Origin of the sequence: Maribacter spongiicola (genome assembly GCF_004364165.1) — a bacterium.
In the GTDB taxonomy this organism is placed as follows: Bacteria; Bacteroidota; Bacteroidia; order Flavobacteriales; family Flavobacteriaceae; genus Maribacter; species Maribacter spongiicola.
This window is the reverse complement of the sequence record NZ_SOAY01000018.1, coordinates 19,188-40,538: the sequence shown is the minus strand read 5'-3', so window position 1 is coordinate 40,538 and position 21,351 is coordinate 19,188. Positions and strand designations below refer to the sequence as shown.

Below are 21,351 nucleotides of genomic sequence, written 5' to 3'. Positions count from 1 at the left end.
AAGAGTACTTTTTTAAGATTTTAGTTTATTCGCATAATACTCATAAGTAGCAAACTGTGACCTAATTTTAGGCATGGTTGTCTTTCTATAGGCATTATCTTGTTTTTCATTAAAAATACGAGCTTTCATATTGTCTTTCCAACAAATGTCAAAAGTATCCATCAGCTCTTTTTTTATGTCTACATCATAAATTGGGCAACCTACCTCTACTCTATAATCTAGGTTTCTGGTCATCCAATCTGCAGATGATATATATATTTTTGCATCTCCTCCATTGGCAAAAACAAAAAGGCGTGTATGCTCTAAAAATTTATCAATAACACTAATAGCCTCGATGTTTTCACTCATGCCCTCAACACCGGGTATTAAGCAACATATACCTCTTATGATCAACTGGATCTTTACCCCTGCCCTACTTGCCTCATACAGTTTATCTACCATTTTATAGGAGGTAAAACTGTTCATTTTTATTTTGATAAAAGCTACTTTACCCTGTTTGGCATTTGCAATCTCATTATCAATTAATTTCATAAACGCATTCTTGGTATAATGCGGCGAAACTATAAGATGTTTGTATTTGTTAATTTTATACGTCGTCTCAAAGAAATCGAAAACTTTGTTCAATTCTTTTAGTATGGCTTCATCTGCAGTAAACAAGGTAAAATCTGTATAGATTCTTGCAGTTGATTCGTTGAAATTACCTGTACTAACAAATCCGTATCTTTTTAAAGACCCTGCTTCTTCGCGCTCTATCATACAAATTTTACTATGTACTTTTAAGCCTGGTACTCCGAAAATCAGTTTTACACCTTCTGCCTGTAATTGCTCTGCATATTCAATATTAGCCTGCTCATCAAAACGGGCTTGAAGTTCTATTTGTACGGTTACTTGTTTTCCATTTTTAACCGCATTTATTAATGATGCAGCTATTTGAGAATCACTTGCCAACCTATATACCGTAATTTTTATAGTTCGAACTTTGGGATCTAAAGCAGCTTCACGTAAAAACTTTAAGATATAGGTAAAGGTGTGATACGGAGTGTATTGCAAATAATCTTTTTTCGCAATACTTTCTAGTATACTACCTTCTACACTCAATCCTTTTACTGGTAGTGGGACAATCTTATCGTACAAAAGATCTTTTCTACCTAAGCTAGGAAAGCCCATATAATCTCTACGGTTATGATATCTACCGCCAGGTATTACACTATCCGTATCCTCAATATTCATTTTTTCTTTTAGGAAAGCTAGGGTATCTCTACCTATACTCTTATCATATACAAAACGAACTGGATCACCTATTTTTCTATGCTCTACACTTGATGATATTTTTTCAATGAAACTTTTACTTAGGTCATTATCTATATCCAATTCGGCATCTCTAGTTATTTTTATCATGTGTGCCGAAATAGATTCGTACTCGAACATGGTAAAAATATTATCTAAACAATACCTGATCAAATCATCTAGAATAATGATATAGCTCTTTTCGCCTTCATCTGGTAATACCACAAAACGGTCTATTCCCTTCGGGATTTCTATCAATGCATATCGTTTCTCTTTCTTACTTTCTTCACTTTTAATAACCATTTTTACTGCCAAATATGCTGCAGTATCTTTTAAGGTTGGAAAACGAGTGAGATCGTTTAAAATGATGGTCATTAATTGTGGACTTACCTCTTTCAAGAAATAGGCTTTTACAAACTCCTTTTGGTTGTCATTTAATTCCGTTTCCTGAATTATAAAGATATTCTTACCCTCTAACTCATGTTCAATTCTTCTAAGAATCGTTAAACTTTTAGTTTGCTGCTCTATTACAATATTTGTAATCTCATCTAAAAGATCTTTAGCTTTCTCACCACCCAGCACACTTTTACCGGTCTTACCAGCTTCAACAATACGCTTAACCGTTGCGTAACGCACTTTAAAAAATTCATCTAAATTATTAGAGAAAATACCTAAAAATCGAAGTCTCTCAATTAACGGCACATTTTTATCTGCACTTTCTTGCAAAACCCGTTCGTTGAACCATAACCAACTTATCTCTCTATTTATGTACTGGTTGTTATTTTTTATCATGCTTTTAGTTGCTTCGGAAAAATAGTTTGTATTGTTGAGCCTTTTGAAATAGTAGCCCAAGTATTTTCATTGAATTGTAAGTGAACAAAGCCACTGGTAGGAACATTATCGATATGTTTATCTCCAAGGGAATTTGCCAAATGGGTAAAGGTATGGTTATGTCCAAAAAGGAGGACATTATCTAAATTATCATCTAAACTCTTAATAAACTGAAGTGCCTGATCCCCAGAAAAATCATACAACTCTGAAGTTACATTACAATTCTCAAAAGGATACTCAAGTACACGTAGCGTAATTATACAGGTATGAAACGCCCTGTTTGCGGGGCTTGTATAAACCTGATCTATTTTTAAATTCTTTCTTGCTATTTCTTCGCCTACCAAATGCACATCGAAAATACCTCTTTGTAATAATGACCTGTCTTGATCACTAACATTGAGTTCCCAAGATGACTTACCATGTCGCATTAAATATAAATTCTTCATACGGCTTAATTAAATTTATGGTGCCAATCTCTCCATTTTCCAATCAAAATCATCGGTTAAGGTATATCGAATTCGATCATGCAACCTATTGGGTCTACCTTGCCAAAACTCCATTGAAACGGGTCTTACCAAATATCCGCCCCAATGCTCTGGTCTTTCAATTTCTTTACCTTCATACTCTTTTTCTAACTCCGTAAGCTTATCTTCTAAAACAGACCTAGAGTTAATTACCGTGCTTTGATCAGAAACTAAAGCACCTAATTTGCTGCCGTCAGGTCTTGATTCAAAATAACCGTCAGAAAGATTTTTTGCCAATTTCTCGGCGGTCCCTTTTATAATTATTTGACGTTCTAAATTCGCCCAGAAAAAAGAAATGCAAATCTTCGGATTTTCATTTATCGCTCTTCCCTTTTCGCTATTATAATTGGTATAAAATATGAAACCTTCGTGGGTGTATTTTTTTAGAAGAACTACCCTGCTTTTCGGAAAACCGTCTAACCCCACCGTAGAAACTGTCATGGCATTAGGCTCATCAACTCCGTCAGATTTTTCAACCTCATAAAACCAAGTTTGAAATAGCTGAATAGGATTGTCAGATATACTGTCTTCCATCAACGCACTTTTTTCATATGATTTTCTATAATCCCCTAAATCTTTCTGCATCATTTTCGTGTTAAAAACAAGATAAACAAAGTTCTAAAAAGAAAGGAAAATAAATGGTATAAAAACGTATTAAAAGATTTAAAAATCGAAACTCTTACCATCATCGGCAAGAAGCACATTTTCAAATATAGTTGAAGCCTCTTCTTTAAAAAGCTCGATAGATTTATACCGTGTAGAATAATGACCTAATACTAAGGTTTTTACATTTGCCACTTTTGCTACTTTAGCCGCTTGCATTGCTGTTGCATGTTTAGTTTTCGTGGCCAATTCTGCTTCTGACTCTAAAAAGGTAGATTCATGATATAACACATCAACATCTTTAATTTTGGCAGCTAAACTTTCATCATAAATAGTATCACTACAAAAAGCATAAGATTTAGGTTTAGGCGGATCAAAAGTTAATTCGCTATTCGCAATTATCTCACCATTGTCTAGGGTAATATCTTTACCATTTTTTATATTTTGGTAATAGGCTTTGTCAATGCCATACTCTTCAGCAGTAGCTATGTTCAACTTTCTTTTTCCTACTTTCTCTCTAAACAAATACCCATTAGTATAGATTCTATGATCTAAGGGTATTGTTGTAACACTAATTTTTGCATCCTCAAAAACAAGCTCTGACTCTTTACTTGAGAGCTCATGAAAAAGTAAAGGATAATTAGTCCATGAATCTCCTAATTTCAATAGCAATGTAATAGCTTCTTTTATACCTTTTGGACCATAAACATGAAGCTCTTTCTCTCTACCCAGCAACCTCATCGTAGAAATGAACCCGGGAAGACCAAAAAAATGATCGCCATGAAGATGCGAGATGAATATATGGTTGATTCTTGAGAACTTAATTTTATGTCTTCTTAGCTCTACTTGGGTACCTTCACCACAATCTATCAAAACCATATGGTTATTAATTTCAAGTATTTGAGAGGTTGGGTTAGTAAGTGTTCTTGGTGTTGCAGCGTAACAACCCAATACAGTAAGTCGCATATTAATTAAGTTCTATGTTCTTTAGGCACATGTAATTACAAACCTAAATCGCGTTCTATATCTTCCATTTCAACGATATCCCTAGCTTCTTGAAGTGTAGGCACTAAACTCATTTCTTCTGGCACATCGTCGTAAGATACTTTATCAGAAACCAGAACAAATGACTGTCCGTTTTTTTTATGTTTTCTAGCTATTTCTAAAAAAGAAATAACATTGTAAGGCGTCAGTTTTGAGAATCCTAATAAATCTAATACCAAATTATCATTCTTTAATTTGGCATATTCATTCTCCAAATTTTGTAAAAAGCGTTCTATTGATATTTCTTCTTGAGAAACAATAATCAACGATCCTTCTTTAGTAAAAATCATATCACTTTATTTTAGATGCTAACAAATAAATAACCGCCATACGTATGGCAACTCCGTTTTCAACTTGATTCAAAATTATAGATTGTTTTGAATCTGCAACATCACTTGTAATTTCAACTCCCCTATTTATTGGTCCGGGGTGCATGATTACAATCTCTTTATCCAAACTATCCAATAGCTTTTTATTGACCCCGAATTGTTGGGTATATTCTCTCGTAGTCGGAAAATAGCTGATATCTAACCTCTCGTTCTGTATACGTAGCATATTTGCCACATCGCACCACTCTAACGCCTTTCTCAAATTAGTTTCTACACCAACACCTAAAGAGTCTATGTATTTAGGTAACAATGTCTTAGGACCGCATACCTTAACATTTGCTCCTTGTAATTTTAGTGCAAAAATATTTGAGAGGGCTACTCTTGAATGCAAAATATCACCTACGATTACTACATTTTTACCAGCTACATCTCCAAGTTTTTCTCGGATGGAATAAGAATCTAACAATGCCTGAGTAGGGTGCTCATGAGCGCCATCGCCTGCATTTACAATAGAAGCATTGACATGCTTTGATAAAAATATACCTGCACCAGGGTTTGGATGCCGCATGACCACCATATCTACTTTCATAGACAAAATGTTATTTACGGTATCTATTAAGGTTTCTCCCTTTTTTACCGAAGACTGGCTGGCAGAGAAATTAAGTACATCTGCAGATAGTCGCTTTTCAGCAAGTTCAAATGATAATTTTGTTCTGGTACTATTTTCAAAAAATATATTGGCAATGGTAATATCGCGAAGCGAAGGGACTTTTTTAATGGAGCGATTGATCACTTCCTTAAAATGATCGGCAGTTTCAAAAATAAGCTGAATATCGGTTTCCTTCAGGTATTTAATTCCCAGCAAGTGTTTAACACTCAGTTCGCTCATTTTCTTATCTATTTACTAAATATATAATATCTTCCCCATCATTTTCTTCCCACATCACCTTAACTTTTTCATCGTTTATGGCATCTACTTGACGACCTCTATAATTAGGCTGTATGGGTAAATGTCTGCTAAATCTGCGATCTATTAAACACAATAGTTCTACATCTTTTGGTCTGCCAAAAGATTGTAAAGCTGTTAATGCCGCATTAATACTTCTACCGGTATAAAGAACATCGTCAATTAAAACCACATTCTTATCTTCTACCAAGAAATCGATTTTTGTTTTTGTAGCTTCTAAGGTTTTGTCTCCACGTCTAAAATCATCACGATAAAATGTAATATCTAAGAAACCAAGGTCTATATGCTTTACTTTATATTCTTCTTTAAGAATTCTTGTAAGGCGCTGGGCAAGAAACTTGCCTCTTGGCTGAATACCTATTAAAACAGTATTCCCAAAACTTAAATGGGTTTCAAGAAGCTGACAAGCCAATCGATGCAGGATGATATTTATTTCTTTAGAAGAGAGTAAAACTTTTTGACTCATAATAGGCACCCGTGCTTTTAGCTAAACAAAAATAGATAATTCTATTTAAACTTTGATAGCATAAATAAGAAGTGATTTTGAAATACTCAATTATTGTTTTCTAACGTGTCTATTATAAACCCAATATAGAGAAAAATGCTTCTTTGTGACTTTCACCAATTGGTATGCGCATATCGTTTATAACTATTCTATTACGCTGCACTGTTTTAATGAAATTTACATTTACTATGTAAGATTTATGTACTCTAAGAAATTGATTTGAAGGTAACTTGCCCATAATTTCTTTGAAACTCATGAGCGTAAGAATAGTTTTATTGGTATTACAAATATGGATTTTTAAATAATCTTTTAAACCTTGTACATATTCAATTTGGTCTAAATCGATTTTAATACTTTCGTATTCTGCCTTTACAAAAATGAACTTTTTATCTACTGAATTTTCTCCGGTCGATGAGAATACGTTTGCTTCCATAATCGTTTTTTGTTTTTTAGAAATTAAATCTTGAACTCTTGATACCGACTTAATAAAACGGTGATACGGTATCGGTTTCACTAAATAATCTACAGCGTTCAACTCAAAACCGTCAACTGCATATTGAGAATAGGCTGTTGTAAATATGAAAAATGGCTTATTATCTAGCGTACCCATAAAATCAATTCCGTTAATTTGGGGCATTTCGATATCGCAAAAAATCAGATCGATTTTCTTTTCTTTTATCTCACTTATCGCATCTAAAGGGTTGGTATATGTTTTTACCAAATTGATAAAATCTAATTTCTGGCAATAGCTCGAAAGTATTTCTATTGCCAATGGCTCATCATCAATTATTATACACCTCATAGTTTCGCTTGTTTTTGATAAATAATTAATGAAACTTCATAATCCTTGCCATCATTCTCTACTTCTAGATTATGCAACCCCGGGTAAATCAATTTTAACTGGTTTCTAATATTCTGGAGTCCAATGCCCGAGTTTTTGGTAGGTTCTCTAAAAATTCCAATCTTATTTCTCACATTTAAATAAACAGAGACATCTGTAATAATCAACGTAATCTTAACATAGGTTTTGCCTTTGTAATCTGTGCCATATTTAAATGCATTTTCTATAAATGAGATAAACAATAATGGCGGTATAGCCCTACCCCTATCTTCACCTGTAATTTTTAATGATACATTTTCGCTATCAGATAAACGTAAACGTTGTAACTGTATGTAACTTTTTATATAGTCTAACTCTTTATTTAAGGGCACTAAATCTTTATCTGCCTCATAGATCATATAGCGCATTAATTCAGATAAATCAACTATTGCGTCAGAGGTATCTGGCGATTTTTTTACAGAAAGCGCATAAATCGTATTTAACGAATTGAATAAAAAATGCGGATTTAACTGTGCCTTTAAAAATTGTAACTCTGATTTAATATTTTCCTTTTCAACAGACAATCGTAAATTCTCGTTACGTTTCCATTCTACATACATTCTTAAAATTGCACTTATGATATAGGGAATACCTAAGTTTACGAACGACCTATAAATAGGCATGTACCCATAGCCTCTTGGCGGCTGTCTTTCTAAAAAAAAATCTTCTGGTAGTTTAGGCTCATAAAAATGGTTAAGCCCTGCTACTGCAATAATTAGCAACCCAATAGATACAAAAAGATAAATCAAAACACTTTTTTTTAATAAGTATTCAGGTACTAAATAGAAGTAGTTAAAATAAAAAAGAACTAGAATTATAATCAGTTTGGGTAATACATGTGAAGGTATAGGTCTCTCGTCATTTAAAATCGGGTAAAAAGTGAGTCCGTATAACAATATCCATATACTCATATGGACAACTATCTGGACCCTATTTTTTAAACTTATTTTCATATAGAACCTAGTGCGCTGCCCCAGTTGAAATATTGTTATCGGTCAAATCTGATACTTTTAAAACGGGAGACTTACCTGCTTCTATTTTTGCTATAACCAGGCCTGCTGTTTTTAAGGCTTGATCCTCAGTAGCAAATTTTTGTTTACCAGGAAAACCTGGTATAAACTCTTGAAAAATCACTATTTTCTCTCCTCTCATAATCTGATAACCATAACCGTCATTTAGATTGACCACCTGACTATGAAAATTTTGATTTTCACTAGTGAACGTTTGATTATAAATTGAATAACCCAACACCAATGACAAAAATAGAACAATAAATACCCAATATTTTGCAGTCGAAATCATAAAAAAATGTTTAAAAATGGGCCAATCAACAAAGATTGACCCAAAAAATTAACAATCACACTCACTATGAAAAATTAATCTTCCTCCTCATACTCATCTTGAGGAAAGAATTCATCTAAATCATCAAGGTATAATGTACCTGTTCTCCCCATACCTATAAATACCCGACTGCCATTAGAAAAAGCTATGGCATCTTGTCGTGTCGCTCCTTCAAATGATGTTTTTTGTTCCCATTCATCTAAAATCGGGTCATATTCCCAAACTGTATTTGTAGCACCACTAAGCTCTCCACAAGCGATATAACCATATCCGTTTACGGTAAAACCAACTGCATTACTTCGTTGTATAGCGTATTCGTCTTCTTCGTCCAAATCTAACTTCTTTGTCCAACTTTCTGTGGTAGGATCAAAAACCCAAAAATCATCTAAGTATATACCATTAGACACTCCTGTACCTAAATATACCTGTTCATTAATAGTGAACGTGGTGGCCGATCTTCTTTTGTTTCCACCAAAACCAACTAACTCTGTCCAGGTATCATTTGCCGGGTTGTACTTCCAGAAATCTTTTCTATCGTTTTCACCGTCATAACCAGTACCTACATAGCCAAAACCATTTACACCAAAGCCTACAGCATTTCTTCTTGCCGTTGGCAACGGCGCAATTTCAGTCCATGTGTTAGAGACTGTATTATACCTGTAAAAATCTGTCAACTCATCTACACCATCATAGCCTGAGCCAATGTAACCGACACCATCAACCTCAAAACCTACCGCAGCATTTCTTGCCACCCCCGGAAAATCTGCTTTCTGTGACCAATAATCACCCTCAATATCATATGCCCAAAACGAGGATAGATAATCGTCACCATCATAACCAACACCCATGTAGCCGACATTGTTAATTGTAAAACCAGATATACTACTTCTCGCACTACCATCGAAAACAGATTTATCTACCCAGTTACCTAAATCATCATCTTCATCTTCACTTGAACAGCTCGAAATTACCATAGCCATAATCAGCATACCAGTAATCTTGTACACATACCATTTTCTTTTATTCATCATTTTTTGTTTTAAGGTTCGTTGTATTCGAGTTCAAATCTACTAGAGGCTTTAGGGTTCAAAAAAACACAATAGATTAAAATTGGTTTTTAACATACCAAACCCAAAATTTCATCTACCAACACGAAGTTTTCTTTGATAGTTCAAATAACAGTGTTCATCCCTTAACATAAACGATTCGTCTATTCGGGTTTTAACAACCAAGACTGTCATTTAGATTTGATAAAAATTAAAATCTAAATGAAGGTGTTCTTAAATAAAATACGTGTGTTCTGTATGATTATGCTCGGTGGTCTATTAACAATACCAGCAGTTTCTTGTAGTGATGATATTTATAATGATTCAGAATTTGTTGCCGGTGAATCTTTTACAAATAGCACTATTCGACTTCTGTTAATAGATACGTTAACGGTTAGCACTTCTACCATGAAGTTTGATAGTATCGCTACATCTGTATCTACACGAATACTCACCGGAAAATATACCGATACCGTTTTTGGCACTATAACAGCATCTAGCTACATACAATTCTTGCCTGCATCTTACACTATTGACAGCGATGCTAAATTTGACAGCCTTATTATGGTTTTAGGTTACGACCAGTATTATTATAATGATACATTACTGAAAAATACCATTCACATTAAAAAAATAAATGAAAACTTAAAACCAATTAGCGATGATTATTTCTACAATACCAGCAGTATTGGTTATGAAGAAGCTGACCTTGGCATTCTTGAATATTACCCAAGACCTTTAGCGGGCGATTCAATTACTATTAAGCTAATAGATGATTTCGGGTCTGATGTATTTACCCAACTTCAAGAAAAGAATATTGTAAACTCTGATGAGTACAGAGATTATTTTAAAGGCATTGGAATTGTACCAGACGAAACTGATAATGGTTCTATTATTGGTTTTTCTAAATCTTCTGAAAACACCTATATGCGCTTGTATTTTAGTACAGATACTGCCGATGATAATATTCAAGAATTTATTGATGTTCAAATAAATGCCACCACTACTCCCATTCCGTTTTTTAATAGAATTATAGCCGACGACCCCATTACCCCATTACAATCTTTGACAGATAGCAAGACCAATCTTGCTAGTTCAGAGGCTAACAACCAAAGCTATATTGAATCGGGAATCGGAATTGCCATGCGAATTCAATTTCCACATATTGGCAGTCTGTACGATATACCAGGTAACGGCACCATATTAGACGGAGTTTTAAAAATTAAACCGGTTGCCCAATCTTATGACGACCATTTAAAGCTAAGAGATACCCTTGCAGTTTATGTGGTTGACCAAAATAATGAACTAGTAGAAACATTGACCTCAACGTATTATGCCATACTTAACAGAGAAAACCAAGAATTCAATGATATCTATTATGAAATATCACTAGCCTACTTCTTAGAAGAACTGCAGTTAAGAGATAGAGACATAGATGATGCGTTGATCCTTCTGCCGATAGACTATAATTCTTCGGTGGATCGATTTATTATGAGTGGAAATGGAAATGGAGAAAACGAAACAATTTTAGAATTAACATACGGTATATACGATGAAGATTAACCAAATTATATGTATTACAATAGCTATAGTATTAGCATGTCAACTAGCTTATGCGCAGTCTGAGGGGTTAACAAGCTCACCTTATTCTTTATACGGACTCGGAGTAATTAATCAGACCAGCATTGGTAAATTCAATAGTCTAGGTTATAGTGGTATCGGTATAAAATCGCCATACGAACTTAACAATCTAAACCCAGCAAATTATGCTTTAATACCCCAGCATTCTTTTTTATATGATATCGGTGTAACTGGCGAATTCAATAACTACAGCAATACATCTACATCTGAAGAAAAATCGACTGTTAACTTTTCTAATATAGCCTTCGGATTTAGAATCACCGATAATTTAGGTGCCGGTATTACAATAATACCATATAGTGATGTTGGGTATTCATTATTAGGTGTAAACACTAATATTGAAGGTTCTACAGAAACGTTTGAAAGTAACATTACCGGTTTAGGTGGGCTAAACGATATTAAACTGAATGTTGGATATTCAATTATTCCAAAATTGAGATTAGGAATAAGCGCATCATTCCTATTTGGAAGCATTGATGAAACAGAATCTTTTATTTATAACTCTACCACTTTTGAGTCTACCGAAAAAACTAATTATAGCGGTGCGAGATTAGGTTTTGGACTACAGTTCGATGTCAATGAAAATATAACAATTGGTAGTACGGTTCAGCTGCCAACTAGCTTAAATGGCAGTTTAAAAAGGTCAGTAAATAAAACTTTATTAGGAACCGAAATCTCTGTTGAAGACGAAAGTTCTGATAATGTTTCTGATTTTAAACTGCCATTAGAGCTCGGCTTTGGTATGAGTATAAAACCAATTGAGGCGGTAACTTTTAGTGCAGATTATAAGAAAAACTTTTGGACAGATACTAATCAAACCGAAAACATAGGTAGCTATCAAGACCAAGATATTTACGCGTTTGGTTTAGAATACCTCAAAGACCCAAATAGTTACAAATACGGTCAACGAATAAGTTATAGATTAGGTTACAATTATGATAATGGCTATTTAGCAATAGGCGATAAAAAAATAGAAGGTTATAATTTAACAGCAGGTATAGGTATACCAGCAAGTAGAGGTAGCCACTCTATGATCAACCTTTCTTACAGTTATGGCTCTAAGGGATTATTACAGAATGTACTTATTAAAGAAAAATATCATCTGGTTACCTTGAACTTAAGTTTAGAGGATATCTGGTTCGTTAAGAAGAAGGTATATTAAGTTAACAAAAAACTTACCACCAAAAAATCAACTTTTTTTTGGAAGATATTTCAACTTCTAATAGTAAAATCTCCATTAGTAATTCATTTTATTGGAACCCTAATAGGAACTGATAGTATGGATATTAAAAAAGCCCGGATAATTATCCGGGCTTTTACTTTTGACTCTTATTCAGAATCTATACTATGAAATTACTTCTTCTTAGAATCAGCTTCCATTTTGTCTTTCAACGCTTGTAGTGCATCGTTAGCATCACCTAATGTAGGCTTAGCTTCATCTGCGCTAGCTGATTGTCTTTTGACAGCCGCTTTTACATTACGTTGCTCTTCTTCACGGAAAATTGCAGTATGACTAGCTACTACACGTTTGAAGTCTTTATTGAACTCAATAATCTTGAATTCAGCTTCATCGCCTTTACCTAGTTTTTTACCATCTTCTTTCTCTAAATGACGTTGAGGTATGAATGCAGTAATATCTTCGTTAAATTCAATTGTTGCACCTTTATCAACTACATCAGAAATGGTTGCTGTATGAACTGTATCCAAAGCGAATTCAGTTTCATATTTATCCCAAGGGTTTTCAGTAGTTTGTTTATGACCTAAGCTTAACTTACGACCATCAACATCTAATTCTAACACCTCTATCTCTAAAGTATCACCAACATTGGTAAACTCAGATGGATGCTTGATTTTCTTAGTCCAAGAAAGATCAGAGATATAAATTAAACCATCGATACCTTCTTCTAGTTCAACAAATACACCAAAGTTTGTAAAGTTTCTTACAATACCTTTATGCTTAGAACCTACAGGGTATTTAGTAGTAATATCAGTCCAAGGATCTGGAGTCAATTGCTTGATACCAAGAGACATTTTACGATCTTCACGATCCAATGTCAATACAACTGCTTCAACCTCATCACCAACTTTTACGAAATCTTGTGCTGAACGCAAGTGCGTAGACCAAGACATTTCAGAAACGTGAATAAGACCTTCAACACCTTCAACAACTTCGATGAATGCGCCATAATCAGCTATAACAACTACTTTACCTTTTACTTTATCACCAATCTTAATTTCATCAGATAAAGCTTCCCAAGGGTGCTTCTCTAATTGCTTAAGACCTAATTGTATTCTAGACTTGTTTTCATCAAAATCAAGAATTACAACATTTAATTTCTGGTCCAATTCAACAACCTCGTTCGGGTGGTTGATTCTGCTCCAAGAAAGGTCAGTAATATGAACTAAACCATCTACACCACCAAGATCAATAAACACACCATAAGAAGTAATGTTTTTAACAACACCTTCTAATACTTGTCCTTTTTCTAATTGGCTAATGATTTCTTTCTTCTGTTCTTCAATATCAGCTTCAATAAGAGCTTTGTGAGAAACTACAACGTTTTTAAATTCGTGGTTGATTTTTACAACCTTAAATTCCATTGTTTTATTAACATACTGATCGTAATCGCGAATTGGCTTCACGTCAATTTGAGAACCTGGCAAGAATGCCTCAATTCCGAAAACATCAACGATCATACCACCTTTAGTTCTGCATTTAACAAAACCACTAACGATTTCTTCTTTGTCATGAGCTGCGTTAACACGATCCCATGCCATGATAGTTCTTGCCTTTCTGTGAGACAATACTAGTTGACCACTTTTATCCTCACGAATATCGATCAAAACCTCTACTTTGTCACCAACTTTTAAACCTGGGTTGTAACGAAATTCGTTTAACGAAATTACACCTTCAGATTTTGCGTTGATATCAATAATAGCTTCTCTATCAGTAATATAAACTACAGTTCCTTCAACAACCTCAGCATCTGCGGTGTCAACGAAATTTTCAGCCACTAATTGTTCAAATTCTTTCAATTTAGAATCATCAACACGCTCAATTCCTTGCTCGTACTTCTCCCAATTAAAATTTTCTAAAAATTCTTGTGGATCTTGCTGTGGAGTTTCAACAGCTTGTTGTGTTGCTTCGGTAGTAGCTTCTACCTCCGCGTTTGTTTTTTCTTCAGCCATTTGCTGATTAATAATTTGTATTCCATAACCTTATCAAGACTTAGGCAACGACTATGAAAGTAGTTACATTAATTTTTTATCTAACCCTTTTTCTCTTGACTTCCTTGCAAAAAAGGTGTGCAAAAATAATCATTTTATTTAAATTAGGCAACACAACAAAGTATTACGCGTTCATTTAATGAATTTGGCATGATTTTAGAATTAAATATCTTAAATATGCTTATCTTAGAAGTATTATAATAACCATTAAAAAAAGTAAAATTATGAGTGTTAAGGCAAAATATCAAGGTGTATTAGATCTTGGTGAGCAATTAGGTATAAAAGACGGAAATGTAACCGTTGAAGGTGATGTTCTTAAAGTGAAAGGACAAGCAAATACGCCTTATGAGAAAGACCTAATGTGGGATAAAATTAAGCAATTAGGAGGCGAAAGTCCTTCTGATATAAAAGCTAATATTACTGTTGAAGACGATTCTGTATATCACAGACATGTTGTTAAAAGTGGTGAGTCTTTAAGTAAAATAGCAAAGCACTACTACGGTGATGCTATGAAGTATAAAGCTATTTTTGAGGCAAACACTGGTATTTTGAAAAATCCAGATGTTATTCATCCTGATCAAGTATTGGTAATACCAAACAAATAATATTCATTAGAATATAAATAAAAAGAGGTTAGCATTGCTAACCTCTTTTTTATACTTGATGTTTTTCAATCACCCGAAGCGAATGTTCATATATTCTTTGAAACTGATCCGCCAGGCCTAAATCACTATTGTCAAATTCTATAGCATCTTCTGCCCTTTTCAAAGGTGAGATTGCACGGTTACTATCTATATAATCTCGCTTTTCAACATTTTCTAGAATATCTGCATAAACAACGTTCTCTCCCCTATCCAACAATTCTTTATATCTTCTTACCGCACGTTTTTCTGGTGAAGCTGTCATGAAAATTTTAAGTTCAGCATCAGGGAATACTACAGTACCGATGTCTCTACCGTCCATAACAAGGCCTTTACTAACACCCATAGCTTGTTGCATAGCTACCAATTTTTCTCGCACAGCTGCTATAACCGAAACCTGACTTACATTTTTTGAAACGGGCATGGTTCTTATTTCCTTCTCTACATTTTCACCATTCAAATACATTTCGGCATACCCTAAGTCTGAATTAAAAATAAAATTCAGCTCAATATCACCTAACGATTTCACTAATGCATCTTCATCAACTTCAACCGCTTCAACAAAACCGGACTTCATGGCAAACAATGTAACTGCGCGGTACATTGCACCAGTGTCTACATATACATATTCTAGTTTTTTAGCTAATTGCTTAGCCAAAGTACTCTTTCCTGTAGAAGAGAATCCGTCGATTGCAATAGTGATTTTTTTCATTGTTCCAAAAATATAAAGAAAAGCTATACTATAGCTCCTTTGCGTTTTTTACTTTGACATCTGTAATGGCAATATCGATTACTTCAGACATTTCTTTTACATAATGAAAGGTCAATCCTTTTAAGTAAGATTCTTTGATTTCTTTAATATCACGCTCATTATCTGCACAAAGAATTATCTCTTTAATTTTCGCTCTTTTTGCTGCAAGAATCTTCTCCTTTATTCCGCCTACCGGTAAAACTTTACCACGTAAGGTAATTTCACCTGTCATCGCCAAGCTCTTTTTAATACGTTTTTGAGTAAACAACGAAACTAAAGAAGTTAACATAGTTATTCCTGCACTCGGACCATCTTTAGGGGTTGCACCCTCAGGCACGTGAATATGTACATTGTACTTTTCAAAAACTGCTGCATCAATTCCAAAACGTTCGGCATTAGATTTTATATATTCCATTGCAATGGTTGCAGATTCTTTCATCACCTTACCAAGGTTACCGGTAATTGTCATAGTACCTTTACCTTTTGAAAGTATAGATTCAATAAACAATATATCACCACCAACACTAGTCCAAGCAAGACCTGTTACTACACCCGCAACTTCATTATTTTCATATTTGTCACGCTCCATTTTTGGTGCGCCCAATACTTCTATAATAACTTCATTACTAATCTTTATTTCATATTCCTCTTCTGTAGCTATTGATTTTGCCGCGTAACGTACCATTTTAGCAATTTGCTTCTCTAAAGAACGCACGCCAGATTCGCGGGTATACCCCTCAACAATTTTCTCTAATTGGGGCTTACCAATTTTTAAATGACTAGAATCTAAACCATGTTCAGTTAATTGCTTTGGCAGTAAATGCTTTTTGGCAATCTCTACCTTCTCTTCAATGGTATAACCACTTACATGAATAATCTCCATACGATCTCTAAGTGCCGGCTGTATACTACCTAAATTATTTGCTGTAGCAACGAACATTACTTTAGAAAGATCATACCCTAACTCTAAAAAATTATCGTGAAAATCACTATTCTGCTCAGGATCTAATACCTCTAACATTGCAGAAGATGGATCACCTTGATTACTATTCGATAATTTATCTATTTCATCTAAAATAAATACAGGGTTTGATGTACCTGCCTTTTTAAGACTTTGAATAATTCTACCTGGCATAGCACCAATGTAGGTCTTACGGTGCCCTCTAATTTCAGCTTCATCACGTAAACCACCTAAAGACATTCTTACATATTCTCTACCCAATGCTTCTGCCACAGATTTACCCAAAGAAGTTTTACCAACTCCCGGAGGTCCGTATAGACATAAAATCGGAGATTTCATATCGTTACGGAGTTTTAATACTGCCAGGTATTCTATGATTCTTTTCTTGACATCTTCTAAACCATAATGGTCACGATCTAGAATACGTTGTGCGCGTTTTAAATCGAACTTATCTTTCGAAAATTCTCTCCAAGGTAAATCTAGCATGAGATCCAAATAATTTCTTTGGATGGAATATTCTGCCACTTGCGGATTCATACGCTTCATTTTAGATAGCTCCTTATCAAAATGCTCTTTTACTTTCTTGCCCCACTTCTTCTTTTTAGACTTGATTTTCATCTCCTCTAACTCCTCATCATACGAAACACCACCTAATTCTTCTTGAATGGTTTTCATTTGTTGGTGTAAAAAGTACTCTCTTTGCTGCTGGTCTAGGTCATTTCTAACCTTCGACTGAATATCGTTTTTAAGCTCTAACTTCTGCATTTCAACATTCATGTATTTCAATGTTGCCAATGCACGTTCTTGCAGACTACTTATCTCTAATAACTCTTGTTTCGCCTTTACATCTAAATTAAGATTAGACGATACAAAGTTGATTAAAAAAGAGTCGCTTTGAATATTCTTAATGGCAAAAGATGCCTCACTAGGAATGTTCGGATTATCTCTAATAATCTTTAATGCCAATTCTTTGATAGATTCTATAATGGCAGAGAACTCCTTATCATTTTTTCCCGGTCTTATTTCTTCGGTCTCCCTAACCGTAGCCGTTAGATATGGCTTTTTAGTCAAAACCTCGGCAATCTCAAAACGTTTTTTACCTTGAATGATGACCGTTGTATTACCATCGGGCATTTGTAACACGCGTAATATTTTGGCCACCGTACCTAGGGTGTTAATATCTTGCACATCGGGGTTTTCGGTTTCTTCGTTTTTCTGAGAAACTACACCGATGACTTTAGAGCCATTATTAGCATCTTTTATTAAACGAATACTTTTGTCCCTACCCGCAGTAATCGGAATTACTACACCAGGAAAAAGTACCGTATTTCTTAAAGGCAATATCGGTAAGGTTTCTGGCAATATCTCACTATTCATTTGCTCCTCATCTTCGGGGGTCAATAGTGGTATAAGCTCAGAATCTTGATCGATCACCTGTAAAGACATATTGTCAAAATTTGAAAATTTAGAATCTCCCATACTCATATATCGGTCATTCTGTCATTAAACAAACAGAATTTTATTTTTATAAATTATACATAAATGCCGTAGAAGCACTATAAATAAGGATACTACAGCTTTTGCACCTTCACTTGCATTAAGGTATTTCAATTCTTGTGCCAAGTGAATTAATTCGTAAAAATAAGATAGTATTAAAGTTGACTACCTCAGCACAAGCTCATATAGTAATTACAAAACGCCCCTTTATAAATCAGATGTTCTTTAAAAAGTAAAGAATTTTGAATATAAATTTTACCAAACTGTAACAAACCGTAAATTGAATCATCTTTCAATAAAACCAATCACTTTTTGAGCCAACAAAGAGAACATATTGATGAGCTAGTGCAATTGTGCATGGCCGGTAAACAAAGTGCACAGCTAGAAGTGTACAATAGGTATTACAAGGCTATGTTCAACACATCTCTAAGAATCGTAAAAGACACTGCCCAAGCAGAAGACATTATGCAAGAATCGTTTCTAAGCGCATTTACGAAACTGCATACTTTTAAAGGGGAAGTAACTTTTGGATCTTGGTTGAAGCGCATTGTTATAAACAACAGCATACATCAATATAGAAAGCAACAGAAAAAGAATGAAGTTGCTTTAGATGAAGTATTGTACAAGGTCGAAGATAATGACGGAATTGCATCTGACCATGTGTTTACAGAACTAAAGGCTCAAAAAGTGATGGAAACCATGAAAGATTTAAAAGACAATTACAGAATTTCTTTGACCTTACATTTAATCGAAGGGTTTGATTATGATGAAATCAGCGAAATCATGAACATTAGTTATGCCAATTGCAGAACTACTGTTTCAAGAGCAAAAGAAAGTCTTAGAAAAAAATTAACACTCGCAGTCTAATGAAGAAAGATACTATAGACGAGCTTTTTATTGAGCTACAGGACAAAATGGATTATGCGGAACCTAACAATGGGCACCAACAACGTTTTTTAGAAAAACTAAATGAATCTAAAGGCGTGGTGACGCTTGCCCCTAAGAAAAAGAATCCTTGGATGCTCTTTTTGTCTGTTGCCGCTTCTATTGCCATTCTATTATCTGTTGGATTATTTCAACTTAACAAGGCTAGTAGCATTGAAGATCAGGTTGCCGATATTTCACCTGAAGCCTCTAAGACTCAATTTTATTTCGCGAATTTAATTGAACAGCAGATCAATGAACTGAACTCTGAAAAATCACCAGAAACAGAAAAGATAATAAATGACACCATGGCTCAATTGAAAAAGCTTCAATTGAATTATACCACAATGGAACAAGACCTAGTAAACGGTGGTAATAGCAAATTAATTTTAAGTGCTATGATCACAAATTTTCAAACTAGAATTGACCTTTTAAACGAGGTTATGGTTCAAATTGAGAATATTAAATCAATAAAAAAATCAAATGATGAAAACTATACTATATAAATATATGTGGCTACTTTTACTTGCATTAACTACTGTAGCAAATGCAAACGACACTTCTTTTGACGGTAAGCATACCAAAGAAAAAAAGATTAAAAAAGAGTTTAATGTTAATGCTAATGCCTTGCTAAAAATCAATAACTCTTACGGTAATTTAAATATTACTTCTTGGAACGAGAACCGGGTAGTTATTGAAGTTCACATTAAAACGAATGGTAACAACGAAGAAAAGGTTCAGAAAAAATTAGATGAAATTTCCATTGATTTTGAAGCAAGTAGCGAACGTGTTTCTGCAGAAACTATTTTTAATAAAAGTAGTAATGGCTGGGGATGGAGCTGGGGAAACAATAACAATGTTAACATGCAGATCAACTACACCATTAAAGTTCCAGTAAAGAACAATGTAGATCTGAGTAACGATTATGGTAATATTAGCCTCGATAGAATTGATGGTCATGCCAGAATTAATTGTGACTACGGAAGGCTAGATTTAGGAGAACTGAGAGGTCGTAATAATCGTTTAAATTTCGATTACACTTCAAAATCTACAATTGGATATATCAATAGTGGAGAAATTAGAGCCGACTACTCAGGTTTTACCATAGAAAAAGCTGGAAATCTTGCTATCAATGCAGATTACACCAACGCCAGTATTGGCATTATGGATAATCTTGAATATACAAGCGACTATGGCAATATGGATATCGACGAACTAAATAGTATTGATGGTAATGGCGATTATATTACTGTAAAACTTGGTACCGTACATGGTGACGTATCCATTGGTGCTGACTATGGATCAATACGAATAAATGAACTTGCAGCAGATGCTGGTAATGTAAATATTAGAACGGATTATACAGGAATTAAAATAGGATACCATAGCGATTATCATTTCGATTTCGACATTTCTACCAGTTATGCGGGAGTTAGCGGAAAAGATGACTTTACCATTAATATCAGTACAGAAAAATCTTCTGACAAGCACTACGAAGGTTTTTATGGTTCTAAAGGAAGTGGAAATAAAATGACGCTATCAAGTGACTATGGCGGAATAAGTTTTACTAAAAAATAAAATATCAATCAATTAAAAGTGAAAATCATGAAAAAATTAAGTGTGTTACTAAGTGCAGCATTAATCTCATTTTCTTGTTCTGCACAATGGGGAAAAACAATTAAAGGGAACGGAAACAATGTAACTATTGAAAGAAACACGGGAGATTATGACGGAATAGCAGTTTCTGGCTGGTTCGATGTTGACTTAGTTTCTGGCAGCGAAGGTGAAATTACCCTGAAAGGTGAAGAAAATCTTCTAGAGTATATTATCACCGAGGTAAAAGATGGCAAACTGGTCATTAAGACGGAAAAAGGCGTCAACCTAAAATCTAGCAATTGGAAATCTGGAATCCACATTACCGTACCTGTAGAATCTATCAGTTCTGTAGCCATGTCTGGATCCGGAGATATTGTCGGTAAAACAAAAATTAAAGCAGATAAATTCAGTACAGCCATGTCAGGATCAGGTGATATTACATTAGATATTGATACAAGCGCTTTATCTGCAACAATGTCAGGTTCTGGTGATATTGTTTTAAGCGGTAGTACTACCGATTTTGAAGCTACAATTTCTGGTAGCGGCGATATTGAAGCGTATGACCTAGATGCAGAAAATGTGGAAGCAACTGTCTCTGGATCTGCAGATATTCAAGTAACTGCAAAGAAATCTATTAAAGCACGTGTTTCTGGCTCTGGAGATATTTCTTATAGAGGCAACCCCCAGAAAGTAGATACTAAAACCTCAGGATCCGGAGACATTTCTAAAGGCTAACCCGTAATATCAAAATAGCG

The 21,351-nt window shown here is 34.4% G+C and carries 21 protein-coding genes; 7 read left to right on the top strand and 14 right to left on the bottom strand.

From position 1 onward, the window contains the following. Nucleotides 1–12: 12 nt before the first annotated feature. The 11 genes from ppk1 to CLV90_RS18820 form a co-directional block, all read right to left on the bottom strand. Nucleotides 13–2,079, bottom strand: coding sequence for a polyphosphate kinase 1 (gene ppk1 / locus CLV90_RS18870; protein WP_133689069.1), 2,067 nt, complete (start codon nucleotides 2,077–2,079; stop codon nucleotides 13–15). After that, the gene (locus tag CLV90_RS18865; protein WP_133689068.1) at nucleotides 2,076–2,564 is read right to left on the bottom strand and encodes a SixA phosphatase family protein; all 489 of its coding nucleotides are present in this window, start codon (nucleotides 2,562–2,564) and stop codon (nucleotides 2,076–2,078) included. Before CLV90_RS18865 ends, ppk1 begins: the two co-directional genes overlap by 4 nt. Nucleotides 2,565–2,579: 15 nt before the next feature. Continuing rightward, the gene (gene pdxH / locus CLV90_RS18860; RefSeq protein ID WP_133689119.1) at nucleotides 2,580–3,227 is read right to left on the bottom strand and encodes a pyridoxamine 5'-phosphate oxidase; all 648 of its coding nucleotides are present in this window, start codon (nucleotides 3,225–3,227) and stop codon (nucleotides 2,580–2,582) included. Nucleotides 3,228–3,305: 78 nt separating this feature from the next. Then, the gene (locus CLV90_RS18855; RefSeq protein WP_133689067.1) at nucleotides 3,306–4,211 is read right to left on the bottom strand and encodes a ribonuclease Z; all 906 of its coding nucleotides are present in this window, start codon (nucleotides 4,209–4,211) and stop codon (nucleotides 3,306–3,308) included. 35 nt (nucleotides 4,212–4,246) lie between these two features. After that, a complete protein-coding gene (locus CLV90_RS18850; RefSeq protein ID WP_133689066.1) occupies nucleotides 4,247–4,579 on the bottom strand; it encodes a ribonuclease Z in 333 nt (110 codons plus the stop codon). Nucleotide 4,580: 1 nt separating this feature from the next. Further along, a complete protein-coding gene (locus tag CLV90_RS18845) occupies nucleotides 4,581–5,507 on the bottom strand; it encodes an aspartate carbamoyltransferase catalytic subunit (protein ID WP_133689065.1) in 927 nt (308 codons plus the stop codon). Between the two features lie 4 nt (nucleotides 5,508–5,511). Beyond that, nucleotides 5,512–6,051 carry a bifunctional pyr operon transcriptional regulator/uracil phosphoribosyltransferase PyrR gene (gene pyrR, locus CLV90_RS18840; protein ID WP_133689064.1) on the bottom strand — a complete coding sequence of 180 codons (540 nt, stop codon included), beginning with the start codon at nucleotides 6,049–6,051 and terminating at the stop codon, nucleotides 5,512–5,514. A 112-nt stretch (nucleotides 6,052–6,163) separates the two neighbouring features. Beyond that, nucleotides 6,164–6,892, bottom strand: a complete 729-nt coding sequence (locus CLV90_RS18835) for a LytR/AlgR family response regulator transcription factor (RefSeq protein ID WP_133689063.1) — start codon at nucleotides 6,890–6,892, stop codon at nucleotides 6,164–6,166. After that, nucleotides 6,889–7,881 (bottom strand): sensor histidine kinase, encoded by a 993-nt coding sequence (locus CLV90_RS18830; protein ID WP_243835587.1) that lies wholly within the window; start codon nucleotides 7,879–7,881, stop codon nucleotides 6,889–6,891. Before CLV90_RS18830 ends, CLV90_RS18835 begins: the two co-directional genes overlap by 4 nt. Nucleotides 7,882–7,930: 49 nt before the next feature. Continuing rightward, a complete protein-coding gene (locus CLV90_RS18825) occupies nucleotides 7,931–8,272 on the bottom strand; it encodes a DUF4907 domain-containing protein (RefSeq protein WP_133689061.1) in 342 nt (113 codons plus the stop codon). A 74-nt stretch (nucleotides 8,273–8,346) separates the two neighbouring features. Beyond that, nucleotides 8,347–9,339: a Kelch repeat-containing protein gene (locus CLV90_RS18820; protein ID WP_341777700.1), complete on the bottom strand. Its 993-nt coding sequence runs from the start codon at nucleotides 9,337–9,339 to the stop codon at nucleotides 8,347–8,349. Between the two features lie 240 nt (nucleotides 9,340–9,579). On the opposite strand from CLV90_RS18820, the gene CLV90_RS18815 reads away from it, so the two are divergent. Continuing rightward, entirely contained in the window at nucleotides 9,580–10,920 is a 1,341-nt protein-coding gene (locus CLV90_RS18815) for a DUF4270 family protein (protein ID WP_243835585.1), read from the top strand. Then, nucleotides 10,910–12,160, top strand: coding sequence for an OmpP1/FadL family transporter (locus CLV90_RS18810; protein ID WP_243835583.1), 1,251 nt, complete (start codon nucleotides 10,910–10,912; stop codon nucleotides 12,158–12,160). The genes CLV90_RS18815 and CLV90_RS18810 overlap by 11 nt, the downstream gene beginning before the upstream one ends. 191 nt (nucleotides 12,161–12,351) lie before the next feature. Here CLV90_RS18810 and rpsA read toward each other — a convergent pair whose 3' ends face one another. Then, nucleotides 12,352–14,187, bottom strand: a complete 1,836-nt coding sequence (rpsA, locus tag CLV90_RS18805; protein ID WP_133689059.1) for a 30S ribosomal protein S1 — start codon at nucleotides 14,185–14,187, stop codon at nucleotides 12,352–12,354. Nucleotides 14,188–14,450: 263 nt separating this feature from the next. Here rpsA and CLV90_RS18800 point away from each other — a divergent pair, with 263 nt between their 5' ends. After that, nucleotides 14,451–14,831 (top strand): LysM peptidoglycan-binding domain-containing protein, encoded by a 381-nt coding sequence (locus CLV90_RS18800; RefSeq protein ID WP_133689058.1) that lies wholly within the window; start codon nucleotides 14,451–14,453, stop codon nucleotides 14,829–14,831. 49 nt (nucleotides 14,832–14,880) lie between these two features. Here the strand turns inward: CLV90_RS18800 and cmk are convergent, their stop codons facing one another. Both cmk and lon read right to left on the bottom strand, forming a co-directional pair. Further along, nucleotides 14,881–15,579: a (d)CMP kinase gene (cmk, locus tag CLV90_RS18795; RefSeq protein ID WP_133689057.1), complete on the bottom strand. Its 699-nt coding sequence runs from the start codon at nucleotides 15,577–15,579 to the stop codon at nucleotides 14,881–14,883. Between the two features lie 28 nt (nucleotides 15,580–15,607). Beyond that, complete coding sequence (gene lon, locus CLV90_RS18790; protein ID WP_133689056.1) at nucleotides 15,608–18,058, bottom strand: endopeptidase La; 2,451 nt, start codon at nucleotides 18,056–18,058, stop codon at nucleotides 15,608–15,610. 330 nt (nucleotides 18,059–18,388) lie between these two features. On the opposite strand from lon, the gene CLV90_RS18785 reads away from it, so the two are divergent. Genes CLV90_RS18785 through CLV90_RS18770 form a run of 4 tightly spaced genes read left to right on the top strand, consistent with a single transcriptional unit; the run spans nucleotide 18,389 to nucleotide 21,331 of the window. Next, the gene (locus CLV90_RS18785) at nucleotides 18,389–18,943 is read left to right on the top strand and encodes an RNA polymerase sigma factor (RefSeq protein ID WP_133689055.1); all 555 of its coding nucleotides are present in this window, start codon (nucleotides 18,389–18,391) and stop codon (nucleotides 18,941–18,943) included. Continuing rightward, the gene (locus CLV90_RS18780) at nucleotides 18,943–19,506 is read left to right on the top strand and encodes a hypothetical protein (protein WP_133689054.1); all 564 of its coding nucleotides are present in this window, start codon (nucleotides 18,943–18,945) and stop codon (nucleotides 19,504–19,506) included. Before CLV90_RS18785 ends, CLV90_RS18780 begins: the two co-directional genes overlap by 1 nt. Further along, entirely contained in the window at nucleotides 19,487–20,578 is a 1,092-nt protein-coding gene (locus CLV90_RS18775; RefSeq protein WP_133689053.1) for a DUF4097 family beta strand repeat-containing protein, read from the top strand. The genes CLV90_RS18780 and CLV90_RS18775 overlap by 20 nt, the downstream gene beginning before the upstream one ends. A gap of 27 nt (nucleotides 20,579–20,605) precedes the next feature. After that, nucleotides 20,606–21,331, top strand: a complete 726-nt coding sequence (locus CLV90_RS18770; RefSeq protein ID WP_133689052.1) for a head GIN domain-containing protein — start codon at nucleotides 20,606–20,608, stop codon at nucleotides 21,329–21,331. The last annotated feature ends 20 nt before the right edge of the window (nucleotides 21,332–21,351 follow it).